14 protein-coding genes are annotated in these 14,480 nt (G+C 66.9%); 5 read left to right on the top strand and 9 right to left on the bottom strand.

What is annotated here, in order from left to right:
* Positions 1–94 precede the first annotated feature (94 nt).
* The 7 genes from ACWIEX_RS01810 to ACWIEX_RS01780 form a co-directional block, all read right to left on the bottom strand.
* A complete protein-coding gene (locus tag ACWIEX_RS01810; protein WP_454031444.1) occupies positions 95–1,099 on the bottom strand; it encodes an ABC transporter ATP-binding protein in 1,005 nt (334 codons plus the stop codon).
* Positions 1,092–2,081 (bottom strand): ABC transporter ATP-binding protein, encoded by a 990-nt coding sequence (locus ACWIEX_RS01805; RefSeq protein WP_454031443.1) that lies wholly within the window; start codon positions 2,079–2,081, stop codon positions 1,092–1,094. Before ACWIEX_RS01805 ends, ACWIEX_RS01810 begins: the two co-directional genes overlap by 8 nt.
* A complete protein-coding gene (locus ACWIEX_RS01800; protein WP_454033439.1) occupies positions 2,078–3,541 on the bottom strand; it encodes an amidohydrolase family protein in 1,464 nt (487 codons plus the stop codon). The genes ACWIEX_RS01805 and ACWIEX_RS01800 overlap by 4 nt, the downstream gene beginning before the upstream one ends.
* A 38-nt stretch (positions 3,542–3,579) precedes the next feature.
* The gene (locus ACWIEX_RS01795; protein WP_454031442.1) at positions 3,580–4,776 is read right to left on the bottom strand and encodes an amidohydrolase family protein; all 1,197 of its coding nucleotides are present in this window, start codon (positions 4,774–4,776) and stop codon (positions 3,580–3,582) included.
* Between the two features lie 32 nt (positions 4,777–4,808).
* Entirely contained in the window at positions 4,809–5,762 is a 954-nt protein-coding gene (locus tag ACWIEX_RS01790) for an ABC transporter permease (RefSeq protein WP_454031441.1), read from the bottom strand.
* Positions 5,752–6,744, bottom strand: a complete 993-nt coding sequence (locus ACWIEX_RS01785) for an ABC transporter permease (protein WP_454031440.1) — start codon at positions 6,742–6,744, stop codon at positions 5,752–5,754. The genes ACWIEX_RS01790 and ACWIEX_RS01785 overlap by 11 nt, the downstream gene beginning before the upstream one ends.
* Positions 6,745–6,950: 206 nt before the next feature.
* Entirely contained in the window at positions 6,951–8,519 is a 1,569-nt protein-coding gene (locus ACWIEX_RS01780; RefSeq protein WP_454031439.1) for an ABC transporter substrate-binding protein, read from the bottom strand.
* Positions 8,520–8,763: 244 nt separating this feature from the next.
* On the opposite strand from ACWIEX_RS01780, the gene ACWIEX_RS01775 reads away from it, so the two are divergent.
* The 5 genes from ACWIEX_RS01775 to ACWIEX_RS01755 all read left to right on the top strand — a co-directional run bounded on the left by ACWIEX_RS01775 (position 8,764) and on the right by ACWIEX_RS01755 (position 13,005).
* On the top strand, positions 8,764–9,471 hold the full coding sequence (locus ACWIEX_RS01775) for a GntR family transcriptional regulator (protein ID WP_454033438.1): 708 nt from the start codon (positions 8,764–8,766) through the stop codon (positions 9,469–9,471).
* Between the two features lie 269 nt (positions 9,472–9,740).
* Positions 9,741–10,556 (top strand): alpha/beta fold hydrolase, encoded by an 816-nt coding sequence (locus ACWIEX_RS01770; RefSeq protein ID WP_454031438.1) that lies wholly within the window; start codon positions 9,741–9,743, stop codon positions 10,554–10,556.
* 133 nt (positions 10,557–10,689) lie between these two features.
* Positions 10,690–11,076 carry a c-type cytochrome gene (locus ACWIEX_RS01765; RefSeq protein WP_454031437.1) on the top strand — a complete coding sequence of 129 codons (387 nt, stop codon included), beginning with the start codon at positions 10,690–10,692 and terminating at the stop codon, positions 11,074–11,076.
* An 82-nt stretch (positions 11,077–11,158) separates the two neighbouring features.
* Entirely contained in the window at positions 11,159–12,355 is a 1,197-nt protein-coding gene (nhaA, locus tag ACWIEX_RS01760; protein WP_454031436.1) for a Na+/H+ antiporter NhaA, read from the top strand.
* A gap of 200 nt (positions 12,356–12,555) precedes the next feature.
* On the top strand, positions 12,556–13,005 hold the full coding sequence (locus tag ACWIEX_RS01755) for an NUDIX hydrolase (RefSeq protein WP_113587151.1): 450 nt from the start codon (positions 12,556–12,558) through the stop codon (positions 13,003–13,005).
* Here the strand turns inward: ACWIEX_RS01755 and ACWIEX_RS01750 are convergent.
* Both ACWIEX_RS01750 and ACWIEX_RS01745 read right to left on the bottom strand, forming a co-directional pair.
* Positions 13,002–13,475: a DUF6644 family protein gene (locus tag ACWIEX_RS01750; RefSeq protein WP_454031435.1), complete on the bottom strand. Its 474-nt coding sequence runs from the start codon at positions 13,473–13,475 to the stop codon at positions 13,002–13,004. The genes ACWIEX_RS01755 and ACWIEX_RS01750 overlap by 4 nt on opposite strands.
* 2 nt (positions 13,476–13,477) lie before the next feature.
* Positions 13,478–13,864 carry a DUF6152 family protein gene (locus tag ACWIEX_RS01745; RefSeq protein ID WP_454031434.1) on the bottom strand — a complete coding sequence of 129 codons (387 nt, stop codon included), beginning with the start codon at positions 13,862–13,864 and terminating at the stop codon, positions 13,478–13,480.
* Positions 13,865–14,480: the final 616 nt, after the last annotated feature.

The raw sequence follows: 14,480 nt of genomic DNA, 5'->3' as shown, positions 1-14,480 counted from the left end.
AGCAACCGCGCATCGACTGCCTCACCCAGTCGTGGGTTCCGGGTTCGCGCCTGCGGCGCGCCCCGGAATGACAAAGCGGCTCGAAACCTGCGCCTCAGGCGAAATGGCAGGACACTTCGACCTCGCCGAGCTTCCGTAGCTCCGGCCGCTCAACACGACAGCGATCGGCGGCCTGGGCGCAGCGCGGATTGAAGGTGCAACCGGCCGGCGGATTGATCGGGCTCGGCACCTCGCCGGACATTGGCCGGCGCTCCCGGTTCGGCCGCTCGACATCGGGGATCGTGTCGAGCAGCAGGCGCGTATAGGGGTGCTGCGGCCGGGTGAAGACCCGCTCGGCCGGGCCCGCCTCGACGAAACGGCCGAGATACATGATCGCGAGATCGTCCGACATGTGCCGGACGACCGAGAGATTATGGCTGATGAAAAGATAGGTCAGCCCGAATTCCTTCTGCAGCCGGACCATCAGGTTGAGGATCTGCGCCTGCACGGAGACGTCGAGCGCCGAGGTCGGCTCGTCGCAGACGAGGAAATCGGCTTCGGTCGCGAGCGCGCGCGCAATCGAGATGCGCTGGCGCTGGCCGCCCGAGAAGGCGTGCGGATAGCGGCTGGCATCGGTGCGCGACAGGCCGACGGTCTCCAGGAGATCGCCGACGCGGGCCTGGATCGCCGTCTCGTCGACGCGCAGGTTCAACTCGCGGATCGGCTCGGCGATGATGTCGCCGACGCGCCAGCGCGGGTTGAGCGAGGCATAGGGGTCCTGGAAGATCATCTGCACGCGCGGCGGGCCGATCGTGCCGTCGGCGCGGCGGATGTCGCGGAAGCTGAGCTGGCCCTCGGTCGGCCGCTGCAGGCCGACGACCATGCGGGCGAGCGTCGATTTCCCGCAGCCGGACTCGCCGACGATGCTGAAGGTGGTGCCGCGCTTCACGGTGAAGGAAACGTTCTCGACCGCGCGCAGGATGCGTCGCGGCTCATGCGAAAACAGGCGCGAGAGCGCCGGCGCCGAGACGTCGAAGCGGCAGCAGGCCGCCTCGACATCGAGGATGATGTCGTCGCCAGTGGCCTTGGCGGGGGCGAGCGTCGAAACCTGCTCAAGCATGGGCCGCCTCCTTCAGGGGGAAATGGCAAGCCGCGGCATGGCCCGAGATGGGCAGGCCGGGCTTGTGCTCGCGGCAGAAATCCTCCGCCCGGCCGCAGCGCGGGTTGAAGGCGCAGCCCGCCGGGATGGCGTTGAGGCGCGGCATGGCCCCGTCGATCTGGTTGAGATGCTCGTGGCGGACATGGACGCTCGGGATCGAGGCCATCAGGCCGGCCGTGTAGGGATGGCTCGGCCGGCGCGTCACCTCCTCGACCGGGCCGATCTCGACGATGCGGCCGGCATACATCACCGCGACCCGGTCGGCCGTCTCGGCAATGACGCCCATGTCGTGGGTGACCAGCATGATCGCCGTGCCGTGCTCGCGGCAGAGGCGCTTCAGCAAGGTCGTGATCTGCGCCTGGATCGAGACGTCGAGCGCGGTTGTCGGCTCGTCGGCGATGATCAGCGAGGGCTCGGCGCAGAGCGCGAGCGCGATGACGACGCGCTGGCGCATGCCGCCGGAGAACTGGTGCGGGAAATGGTCGATCCGCGTCTCGGCGGCGGGGATGCCGACCTCCTTGAGCAGGTCGAGCGCGCGCTTGCGCGCCTCCGTCCGGCTGACCGGAAGATGGGTCAGGATCGTCTCGACGAGCTGGTCGCCGACCTTGAGCAGCGGGTGCAGCGAGGTCAGCGGGTCCTGGAAGATCGCGCCGATGCGTCGGCCGCGCAGCCTGCGCATCGCCTCCGCCGGGAGGTTGTCGATGCGCTGGCCGGAGAGATGGATCTCGCCGCCGGCGACACGGCCGGGCGGATCGAGCAGGCCGATCACCGCCGTCCCGGTCAGGGACTTGCCCGCCCCGGACTCGCCGACCACGCCGAGGATTTCCCCCGGCGCGATATCGAAAGAAACACCGTCCAGCGCGGTCAACGGGCCGTGGCGGCCATCGAAGACGATGCGCAGGTCGCGGACGGACAGGAGAGGCTGGGCGGCGGATGCGGTCATGCAGAGGCCTCGCTGCGTTCGATCGCGTAGCTCGACGAGAAGATCTCGCTCATCGGCGGGTGGCCGAGCGTGCGCTCGGGATAGCGCGCCATCACGCCCTCGAACTGCTTCTGGGCGCGGATGTTGTCGGCGGCCTCGTCCTGGCCAGGGATCGCCCGGTTCTCCATGACGAAGCGGCCGTCGATCACCACGGTCGCGAAATCGCGGCCATGGCCGGTCAGCATCATCGTCTGGATGGGATCGATGACCTGCCCGCTATGCGGCCGGTCGAACTCGAAAACGGTGATGTCGGCGCGCGACCCTGGCTGGAGGCGGCCGAGATCGGGTCGCTTCAGCGCATCGGCGCCACCGATGGTCGCCGCGTCGTAATAGTCCTCGGAGCGCACGGCACCGACATTGCCGGCCATGGTGCGGGCGAGGATCATGCCGGTCTGCATGTTCATCACCATGTCGGGCGGGCTCGTATCCGTACCCATGGCGATGTTCAGGCCCATCGCGCGATAGCTGCCGAGATGATTGATGGTGTTGCCGTGCCGGCCCGAGACCAACGGGCAATGCACGATGCTGGCGCCGGAATCGCGGATGATCTCGAGATCGCGGCCGGGGCGATCGATCAGGCGGCTGCCGGAGACGACGGTGCCGTGCGGGAGCAGGCAACGCTCGTTGAGGAAGCCGAGGCTCTCCAGCCATTCCGGCGGGCTCATGCCGTGCTGGGCGAGAACGAGGTCGTACTCGATCTTCGACTGGCAGCAGTGGAGCCGGACGGGGATATCGAGCTCGCGCGAGGCTGCCGCCGTGCGGCGCAGAAGCTCGGCGGTCGAGGTCTCGATGCGATCCGGCGCGAACATCGCGCGGATCAGGCCGCCGGCCACGTCTTCATGACGCCCCGCGAAATCGATCGCCGCGTCGAGCTCGGCGAGACCGCGCTCCTCCTCGTAATAGGTGACGACGCGGCCGTCGCTTTCGACGACCTGGTTGCCGGTGCGATAGGCCGGGCCGAGATAGGCGCGCATGCCGAGATCGGCAGCGGCAACCGCAGCGTCCTCGAACTCCTGCACCGTCTCGCCCCAGGCGCGGTAGAACAGCGAGGCGATCGGCAAAGCGGTGGTGATGCCGTTGCGGATCAGCTGGGAGAAGGCGTAGCGCTTCTGGAAGGCCAGTTCCTCGCGCGTGTACATCTCGTAGGGGCCGGCATCGAGATAGCTGCGCGGCCAGACGCGGCCCTTCTTCCAGGCCGGCTGGTTGTCATAACCGAGGATGGTGGTGTCGAGGTCGGAGAGCGCGTCGCAATCGACGAAGCCCGGCCCGATCAGGGCATGGCCGTAGTCGACGCGGCGGGCGACTTCGCCAGGGAAGCCGTGGCCGACGAAGACGATTTCGCCGTTCTCGAACACGACCTCGCCGTTCTCATAGAGGCGATGGCGGCCGTCCTTGTGGCCGACCACCCAGCGCGCGGTCATCAGGATGCGGCCTTCGGGCCGCTTCTTGGCCTTAAGGCTCACGGGGCCGTCCTCACCGAAACGCCGTCACGGGCGACGATCCTGCCGCGCTTGATCACGCGGCGCCTGGGCGAACGGGTCACGACGATATCCGTCAGGCTCTCGCCGGGCATGATGACGAGATCGGCAGCCTTGCCCTCAGTGAGGCCGTAATCGGCGATCTCCATCACCTGGGCGCCGCCGGTCGTGCAGACATGCAAGCCGAGTTCGACCTCGTCGTCGCGGCGGAAATTGTTGCGCAGGCCGATGAACATGGCGCGCTCGACCATGTCGGCATTGCCATAGGGGCCCCAGGTATCGCGGATGCCGTCAGAGCCCGAGCAGACGCGGATGCCGGCATCGAGAAGCTTCTTGACGGCCGGCGCGGTGTTGCGGGCCGGCGCCGTGGTCATGATCGCGATGTCGAGCGCGGCGAGCTGCGGGATCACCGGATCGACCAGTTGCGGATCGGTGCCCAGGCAGAAGGCGTGGCTGACGGTGACCTTCCCCTTCATCCCGAGCGCGCGGGTGCGCTCGATGATCAGGTCGAGCGAGAACAGGCCCATCTCGCCGGGCTCGTGCAGATGGATGTCGAGCGGCCGGCCATAGGTCTGGCAGAGCCCGAAGATCGCATCGAGATGGCCCTTCGGGTCGCGGTCGATGGCGCAGGGGTCGAGGCCGCCGACGATCTCGCAGCCGGCCTTCATCGCCTCATGCATCAATTCCAGCGTGCCCGGCCGGCGCAGCAGCCCGGATTGCGGGAAGGCGACGAGCTCGATATCCATGATGTCCGCGTAGTCCTCGCGGGTCTTCAGGATGCCCTCGACGCCCCAGAGCCCGTGATCGGTGTCGACATCGACATGGCTGCGGGTATGGGTCGAGCCCATCGTCGAGGACTGGACGGTCTGGCGTGCCGACTGGCGGGCGGGGTCCATGTCGAGGCGGCGCTTGTTCAGGCGCTCGTTGTCGATCTTGTCGAGCAGCTTCGGGCCGACTTCGTTGACGTACCAGGGCTGGCCCCAGAGGCTCTTGTCGAGATGGGCATGAGCCTCGACCAGGCCGGGAATGGCGATCTCGCCGCGGCCATCCTCGACCGTTACGCCGGCGGGCGCGGCGATGTCCTTCGCCATCCGGCTGATGCGGCCGTTCTCGATCAGGATGTCGAGGGCAGGCCCCCCATTCGGCCGGACGTTGCGGATCAGGAGAGAGGCAGTCATCGCAGGCGTATCCTCTTGGTTTCTTGTGATGGTCAGCGCAGCTTCGGGTTCAGCGCATCGCGGAGCCAGTCGCCGAGCAGGTTGACCGAAAGCACGATCAGCCCGAGCTGCAGCGAGGGGAAGACGACGAGCCACCAGGAGCCGGAGAACAGGTACTGGTTGCCGATGCGGATCAGCGTGCCCAGGGACGGCTGGGTGATCGGCATGCCGACGCCGAGGAAGGACAGCGTCGCCTCCGAGAGGATGGCAAGGCCGAGACTTAGCGTCGCCGAGACCAGCACCGGCGTCATCGTATTGGGCAGGATGTGGCGGCCCATGATCCGCGTCGCCGGCACCTTGATGATGCGGGCGGCGAGCACGTATTCCTTGCGGCGCTCAACCATGGTCAGGGCGCGCACGGTGCGGGCATATTGCACCCAGCTCGTCAGTGCGATCGAGAGCACCAGCACCACGGCGGAGAAGGGCTCGCGCAGGGCCGGCGGCAGCATCTCGCGGAAGATTGCCGAGACCAGGATCGCCATCAGCAGCGTCGGGATGGAGAGAACGGTATCGCCCAGCCGCATCAGCAGATTGTCGATGCGCCCGCCATGGAAGCCGGCGATCAGCCCGATCGACACCCCGATCAGCATCGAGACCAGCACCGCCGCGAAGCCGATGATCAGCGAGATGCGCGAACCGTAGAGAATGGCCGAGAGCACGTCGCGGCCCTGCGGATCGGTGCCGAGCAGGAACGGCCATTCGCCGCCCTCCTGCCAGATCGGCGGGATCTCAGCCTTGTCGATGAAGATCTGCGCGAGGTCGTAAGGGTCCTGCGGGGCGATCAGCGGGGCGAAGAGCGCGCTCAGGACGAGCAGCGCCAGCATCAGCGCCGAGAGCCAGGCCACGGGCGTATGGCAGAAGCTCCAGCCGATGTCGCTGTCGAGGAAGCGGCGCAGGCGGCCGGTGCTCTTCACGGTATCGACGGCCCCGGTCTTCTCAGCGAGCATTGGCGCCTCCCGTCAGCGCGTCCTCGCGCAGGCGCGGATCGACCCAGGCATAGGTCAGGTCGACCAGCGTGTTGAGCGTGACGAAGATGAAGGAGACGACGATCAGATAGGCCGCCATCACCGGGATATCGACGAAGGTCACGGCCTGGACGAAGAGCATGCCCATGCCCGGCCACTGGAACACCGTCTCGGTGACCAGCGCGAAGGCGATCAGATTGCCGATCTGCAGGCCGGTGACGGTGATCACCGGCATCAGGCAGTTGCGCAGGGCGTGGCCGAAATGGACGGCGCGGGACGGCAGGCCGCGCGCCCGGGCAAAGCGGATGAAGTCGGTGCGCATCGTCTCCAGCATCTCGGCGCGGACGAGGCGCATCACCAGCGTGATCTGGAAGAGCGAGAGCGTGATGCCGGGCAGGATCAACGCCTTGCGGCCGGAAGCGGTGAGCAGGCCGGTGCTCCACCAGCCGATCTGCACGACCTCGCCGCGCCCGAAGGCCGGCAGCCATTGCAGCGTCACCGAGAAGATCAGGATGAAGAGGATGCCGAGCGCGAAGCTGGGCAGCGAGACCCCGAGCACAGAGACGAATTGCAGGGTCTTGGCGAGGAAACTGTCTCGCCGGATCGCGGTGTAGACGCCGAGGGGAATGCCGACGGCCAGCGACAGGAACGTCGCGACAAGCACCAGCTCGAAGGTCGCCGGGAAGCGCTCCGAGATCAGGGTGAAAACGTCCTGCTGGTTGCGGTAGGAGATGCCGAAATCGCCGCGCACGGCATTGCCGACGAAGGTCGCGTATTGCAGCACGAAGCCCTTGTCGAGGCCGAGGCGGACGCGCAGTTCGTCGCGCTGCTGCTGGCTCGCCTGCTCGTTCAGCATCAGCTCCACGGGGTCGCCGACGAAGCGGAAGATCAGGAAGGCGAGAAAGGCCACCGCCAGCATGACGCCGGCGGCATTGAGCAGTCGCTTGAAGAGAAAGGCCGGCATGGTCTTGCGACTCCCTGCGCTAGGCGGATGCTTTTGTCATTCCGGGGCGCGCCGCAGGCGCGAACCCGGAACCCACGACCGGGCGAGCGGCTCCTCGTGCCGTTTTGCGCGTACAGCCCAGTCGTGGGTTCCGGGTTCTTCGCGGAGTTTATCCTTGGGCCGACCGAAGGTCGGACCCGAGGGCGAAGCCCCGGAATGACAACCCGTCACTTCATCATGGTCAGCCAGAGCCGCGGCTTGTTGTCCGAGGCCTGCACGGTCGAGACGATCGTCGAGCGCATCGCCCAGGCCATCGGCTGCTGGTGCAGCGGGATGAAGAGCTGCTCCTGCTTGGCGATCTTGAGCGCCTCCTTCATCATCTCGATGCGCTTGGGCGTATCGAGCTCGACGCCGGCCTTGTCGATCAGCGCGTCGATGCGCGGATCGCCCCAGTTGCCCCAGTTGAAGACGCCGCTGGTGCCGTTCTTGGAATGCAGCACCTGCACCAGCAGGGAATAGGCGTCGATCATCGGCTCGTTGGCCCAGCCGAAGGAGATGACGTCGAAATCGCCCTTGACGCGCTTCGGCGTCTGCTGGCTGCGCGGGGCCATGCTGAGGTTCGGCTTCAGGCCGGCGCGCGACCACATCGCCGCGATCGCCTGGCAGAACTCCTCCTCGTTGACGAGGGAGTCGCTCTGGCAATTGATCTGGAAGGAGAAGCCGTTGGGATAGCCGGCGTCAGTCAGCAGCTTCTTGGCGCCGTTGAGATCGAAGGGCAGGCGCTCGTCCTGCGAGGGATCGTAGCCGGGGATCGCCGGGGCGACGAGCGCGCCGGTGTTGCGCGACAGGCCGCGCATGGCGCGCTTCTGCACCGCGTCGATGTCGATCGCGCGATAGAGCGCCTCGCGGACCCGGATGTCCTTGAAGGGATTCTTGTCCTTGACGTCGCTCTCGGTGAGCTTGTCGCCGAGGTTCAGGGCGAAGAAGACCGAGCGCAGCTCGTTGGTCTGCAGCACCTTGACGTCCGGCGAGGCGGCGAGGCGCGGCAGATCCTGCAGCGGCGCGACGTTGGTATAGTCGATCTCGCCGGAGAGCAGCGCGGCGACGCGGGTCGACGAAGAAGTGATCGGCGAGAACTCGATCCGGTCGATGTTGTGCTTCGGCTTGTCCCACCAGCCGGCATTCCTGACGAACACCGTCTTGGAATCGGCGCGGCGGCTCTCGACCGTGAACGGGCCGGTGCCGTTGGCATTGTCGGTGGCGTAACCCTTCACGCCCTTGCCGGAATCGGTCGGCAGCAGCGAGTTGTTCGCCTCCATCCATTCCTTGTCGAAGATGAAGATGTTGGTGAGGTCGTTCAGCAGCAGCGGATAGGGGCCGTTGACCTCGATCTCGACGGTCAGGTCGTCGATCTTCTTCGAGCTCTTATAGGCCGGCAGGTTGCCCTTGAGCGGCGAAGTCTCGTGAGTGACGCGGGCCAGAGAGGCGATGACGTCATCGGCGGTGAAGGGGTTGCCGTTGTGGAACTTGACGCCCTGGCGCAGCTTGAAGCGCCAGACGGTCGGCGACACGGTTTCCCAGGACTCGGCCAAAGCCGGCTCGATCTTGAGGTCGCCGGTATAGCGAACCAGCCCCTCATAGACGTGATTGAGCACCGCGAGCGTGAAGGTCTCGCCGTAGGAATAGGGGTCGAGCGAGGCGATCTCGCGTGACGCTCCCCATTTCAGCGTCTTGGCTTCCGCCGCGCCGGTGAACGCGAAGGCGGCGACGGCCGCCAGCAACCAGGCCTTCTTCATCGACTTCTCCCCTTTTGCATCGGCGTGCCGCGGGCTCCGCCGAACCTCGATCGCTTGTTGCCGTTCCGTTATGCACCTGACGCTTTGCGCGCCAATTTCGTGTGCGATTATCAGGCATACTTGCATACGATATGAGAAGCGTATTGTATGCGATTATTGAGCACAAGCGGAAACTGGCGCGGAGCCCGCGATCGTGACATTGACGCCCCCGGACAAGACCATTCCAGCACGAGGGACAGCCACGATGGGCGAGAAGCGAACCCCGGTTCTGCGCGCCGAATCCGTCTACCGGGCGCTGCGCCGGGCGATCATCGAGCAGGCGCTGAAGCCGGGGATGAAGCTGCCGGAGGATTCGATCGGCGAGCAGCTCGGCGTCAGCCGCACCCTGGTGCGGGAGGCCTTCGGACGGCTCGCCGTCGAGGGCCTCGTCGAGCTCAAGCCCAATCGCGGCGCCTCGGTCGCCTATCCGACGCTGGAAGAGGCGCGGGACGTCTTCGAAGTCCGGCGCGGCCTCGAGCGGCTCGTCGCCGAAAGCCTTGCCGGCCGGATCACCCCCGCCCAGGTCGCGGAACTGGAAGCCCATGTCCGCCAGGAGGAGAAGGCGCATGAGCAGGACGGCCCGGAATCGATCCGCCTCTCCGGCGAGTTCCACATCAAGCTCGCGAAGATGACCGGCAACGCGCTGCTGCTGCGCTATGTCCAGGAGGCCTCGTCGCGCTGCTCGCTGATTCTGGCGATCTACGGGCGCCCGCACTCGACCGAATGCGCCGTCTCCGAGCATCGCCAGTTGATCGACGCGCTGCGCGCCGGCGATGCCGCCCGCGCGGCCGACCTGATGGACCACCATCTGCGAGCCGTCGTCACCCGCGCCCTGCTGACGCCGCGCATCGAGCGCGACATCCGCGATGTGCTTGCGCCCTACGCTCTCAGCGAAGGGCTGAACCCCTCCTGACCCTGAGGCACCGCGCACAAAGATATGCGCCACACGCAGGCAAATTAGTCTTTGGTCTATTTGATCTGCGTCAAGAACATTGCTCCCCCTGCACTCAAGCCATGGCGGGGGCGGGCCCGATGCGCCATCCTGCCACGAAGTGATCCCATCGGCCAAATCAAGACCGAGCGATCAGGGCGGGCGACCTACTATTCCAGGGAGGGTGGGGCCATGGACGACATCATGCGCCGGCAGCGCAGCATTCGGCATCTCCATCCGCGAGGTGATGCATGACGGCCACCACGGACATCATCGATTTCAAGATCGAGACGCCAGACGGCGCGACGCTCCACGCGTTCAAGGAAGGCCACGGCCAACCCCTGCTGCTCGTCAGCGGGCTCAGCGGCAGCGCCGCCTTCTGGAGCGAGATCGCCGCGACGCTCTCGCGCTCCTTCCAGGTCATCCGCTTCGACCAGCGCGGCATCGGCGCCAGCAGCCGCGGTGAAGTGCCCTGCTCCATCGACCTCTTGGCGCAGGACAGCCTCGCCGTGCTCGACGCCGCAGGTGTTTCGCGCGCGGTGGTGCTCGGCCATTCCACCGGCGGCTGCATCGCGCAGGCCATCGCCAAGCAGGCCCCCGGCCGCCTCGACGGCCTGATCCTGAGCGCGAGCTGGCTCAAGCCCGGCCGCTATCTCAACGCGGTCTTCGGTACCCGACGGGCGATCCTGGGCTGCGATCCCCATGCCTATGCCGCGACCTCGGTGCTGAACGGCTACCAGCCGCGCTGGATCGAAGCCAACTGGCATATCTATGACGCCGCGATCGAAGCCGCGCCGGTGAGCGAGCACGCCCGGACGATCGCCCGCGAGCGCCTCGACGCGCTGCTCGCCTTCGACGGCACCGCCAATATCGACCAGCTGCTGATGCCGGTGCTCGTCCTCGGCACGCGCGACGACATGGTCGTGCCCGTCTATCATCAGGAGGAACTCGCCGCCGCCCTGCCCGGCTGCCGCCGAGCGATCATGGAAACCGGCGGACATCTTTTCCCGATCTCCCGGCCGGACGCCTTCACCGCGACCGTGGCGGAATGGATCGGCGAACTCTGAGAATCGCTCGGGAATTCCCCGAGTTCTCATTTTCCAGCTGAAAGGACAGCGCGCCGCGCGTCGAAATGGCTCATGCCATCGGCACGCGGCTCGGCGCTAAGCTGAGAATGCCTCCAAGTCGAAAGACGTGATCATGCGAGCCATTCTCTCCAGCCTTGCTCTCCTTCTCCCCTTCCTCTCCCAACCGGCCGCGGCCCAGGATGCCTCGGCAGGCGAACGCTCCTTCGCAAAATGCCGCGCCTGCCACCAGATCGGCGAAGGCGCGCGCAATCTCGTCGGGCCCGAGCTCAACGGGCTGATCGGCCGGCATTCCGGCGCCGTCGAGGGCTACAGCTACTCGGCCGCCAACAAGAATTCCGGCCTGACCTGGGACGAGGCGACCTTCGCCGAGTACATCAAGGATCCCAGGACCAAGATCCCCGGCACCAAGATGATCTTCGCCGGCATCAAGAGCGAGAAGGAGATCAAGGACCTGACCGCCTTCCTCAAGCAGTTCGACAAGGACGGCAAGAAGTCCTGAAGCCGCCTGCGGCATCGGCAAACTTGGTCATCGGCGGCGGCCTGTCGTATCTCTCCGCGTCTGATCGACGAAGGAGAGCTTGATGGCCGCCCCCGCGACCCGGACGAAACCCCTTTCCGCCTTGCGGGACTTCCTGCACGGAGAGGCAGCGGGCGGCATCGTCCTGATGGTCGTCGCGGCGCTCGCCCTTGTCGTCGCCAACTCGCCGGCGGCGCCGCTCTATTTCGGCATGCTGAAGAGCTACGTGCTGGGCCTGTCGGTCCTGCACTGGATCAACGATGCGCTGATGGCGGTGTTCTTCCTGCTCGTCGGGCTCGAGATCAAGCGCGAGATGCTGGACGGCCAGCTCTCGAGCTGGAGCCGCCGCGTGCTGCCCGGCTTCGCCGCGCTCGGTGGCATGGTCGCGCCGGCCCTGATCTATGTCGCCTTCAATCTCGACGCGCCCGAGAGCCTGCGCGGCTGGGCGATCCCGACCGCCACCGACATCGCCTTTGCGCTCGGCGTGCTCTCGCTGCTGGGGTCGCGCGTGCCGGCCTCGCTCAAGGTCTTCCTGACGGCGCTCGCCATCCTCGACGATCTCGGCGCGGTGATCATCATCGCGGTCTTCTACACCGCCGGGTTGTCCGGCCTGTATCTCGGGCTCGCCGGGGCGACGCTTGCCGCGCTCGTCGCGCTGAACCGCCTCGGCGTGATCCGGCTTGCGCCCTATCTCCTGCTCGGCCTGGCGCTCTGGTACTTCACCCTGAAATCCGGCGTGCATGCGACCTTGGCCGGCGTCGCGCTGGCGCTGACGATCCCGCTCACGCCCTCGCCGGCAAAGCCCGACAGCGCCTCCTCGCCGCTGCACCGGCTGGAGCACGGGCTGCACCCATATGTCGCCTTCCTGGTCATCCCGATCTTCGGCTTCGCCAATGCCGGCGTTTCCTTCGCCGGGCTTGGTCTGTCCACGCTCGCCGCACCCGTTCCGATCGGCATCATGCTCGGGCTGTTCCTGGGCAAGCAGATCGGCGTCTTCGGCTTCAGCTGGCTGGCGATCCGCACCGGCTTCGCCGACCTGCCGGCCCGCGCCTCCTGGGCGCAGTTCTACGGCATCGCCCTGCTTTGCGGCATCGGCTTCACCATGAGCCTGTTCATCGGGCTGCTCGCCTTCCCGGATTCGGAAGCGCTGCAGAGCCAGACGAAGATCGGCGTGCTCGCGGGGTCGCTGCTCTCCGGCCTCTGCGGCTGGCTCCTGCTGCGGCTGGCCAAACCGGAGGCCATGCACGAATCGAAAGCCTGATGCGATTCCGCGGAACGCCTCTTCCATTTCTGCAAATCGATGCAATATTTATTCGCTCCGGCGAACATCGTGATTCGGAGCCGGACGAATGTGCAGCCGCTCGATCGCCTATGGCGGTCAAGCTTTTTGGTGTGGCATCGGGTTTGTCCGAAAAGTGCATTCCACTTTTCGGCCCGATGCCGAGGAGGCTCTCAGCGTCGATGAAGAAGGCCAAGCGGAAACCGGGAGAGAAGCGGTCGCAGATCGCCGCCATGCCGATCCGTCACGCCGCCGACGGCTCGACCGAAATCCTGCTCGTGACCTCGCGCACCACGCGCCGCTGGATCGTGCCCAAGGGCTGGCCGATGAAGGGCCTCAAGGACCGCGACGCCGCTGCGCGCGAGGCCTATGAGGAGGCCGGCGTGATCGGCCGCGTCAGCGAGAAACCGGCCGGGCGCTACACCTACTGGAAGCGGATGAACGACCATTTCGCGCTCTGCGAGGTGAAGCTCTACCTGCTTGAGGTCGAGCAGCAGCTCGATAGCTGGGCCGAGCAGCACCAGCGCGACCTGCACTGGTTCACGCTGGCCGATGCCGCCGACATCGTCGATGAGCCGGAGCTGAGCACCGCGATCCGCAAGCTCGACACGCAGCTCGCCGTAGCCGCCTAGACAAAGCCGATCCAGCGCCCCGCCAGCAGCACCGCCAGCCAGAGCGTGAAGGAGGCGAGCGCGCTCGCCCGCGCGGACCATGGCACCCGCTCCGTCGCCAAGGCTTCCGCCAGCGCCCTGCCCCGATGCTGGAGCGCGATGTTGCCGAGCGCCAGCGCGAGCAAAGCGAGCTTGGCGAGGAAGGCCGGATTGCCCGCATATTCCGTAGGCTTCACGGTGAAGAGCCAGGCTCCGGTCAGGAGCGCCAGCGCGAGACCAAACGCGGCGGCCCGCGTCAGGAAGGGCGCGAGCACGGCGAGCGGCGCGCCGCGCAGCAGGCCGATCAATCGGAGATCGAGCGGCAGGATCGCGCCGACGAGCAGGCCGATGCCGAGGATATGGGTGGCGTTGACGACGAGATAGGCCGTGCCGGAGCGCTGCAACCACAGCGCGCCCGGCCAGTGCCCCAGCGCCTCGATCAGTTCGGCCACGCTCAGTTCGTGCGGATGCGCTCCGGATACATGTCGTAATCCTTGCCGGCGAGGGTGATGCGCACGGCCTTCATGTGCAGCTTGGTCTTGTCGAGATGGCGGTTGCCGAGCGCGGTGACGGCATCGCCCGGCTTGGCCGTGTCGCCGCGGAAGCCGGAGCGCTCGGTCTGGTTGGGATTGCCGAGATCGACCTGCCAGAGCTTGCCCTCGGACTCCACCATCAGCATCGGATGCGGCGGGGCCATCGAGATCTTGCTGATCTTGCCCTTGAGCGTCATCTGCTCGCCCTCGGCCCAGGCCCAGCCGTGATGCGCCAGCGCCGGCAGCGCCACGGAGGCGGCGAGGCCGGCGAGAAGGACGGGAAGGCGGCGGCGGTTCAGCATCGTCATGCAACGTCTCCCTGCTCGGGCGCGCAAGACGCGCGCCTCTCGACAACCAGCCTGCCACGGCCGGGTTGCAGCCGGGCCATCACATCTGCGTTGGCAGGGGCGCAACGCTTCTCACCTGTCGTCGTCATGGTCGGGCTTGTCCCGACCATCCACGTCTTCCGTCGGGCAGCGCCGTGTTCAAGACGTGGATGCTCGCCACAAGGGCGAGCATGACGGCGAGGTCCTGCGCAAGCGCCTGCGGCCGCCCGCGTCGCCGCGTGCGGGGAGAATGAGGGGCAGCGGAGCGCCGCGAGGCGCGGGGGTATCGGCCGCTTCCGTTGAGCCAGGATGCGGCGCGGATGGATTGAGCCACCATCCGCACGCCCCGTGGCGCTCCGCTTGCCGGCGATTTCAGTCTCCGGGCCGCGCTTATGCGGTGCGGGGTCCTTCGGTGCCGGCGTCTTGCGGATCAGTTCGGCTCTTCGCCTCGTCATCCGTTCGCCGCCGGAGCCTGGACGCCCCGAACCTTCCAGCGAGCTCCTCGCACAGGGATCGTAGTATCCCCAGGGCGGTGCCCCGAAGCCTCCCGGGGCCGGGATGCAAACCCGGCCGCAGGCGCCGCCCCCGCCCCGCCATG

It is taken from the genome of Allobosea sp. NPDC055353 (assembly GCF_053644975.1).
Note: the sequence above shows the minus strand (reverse complement) of the source record. Positions and strands in the feature narration are given on the sequence as shown.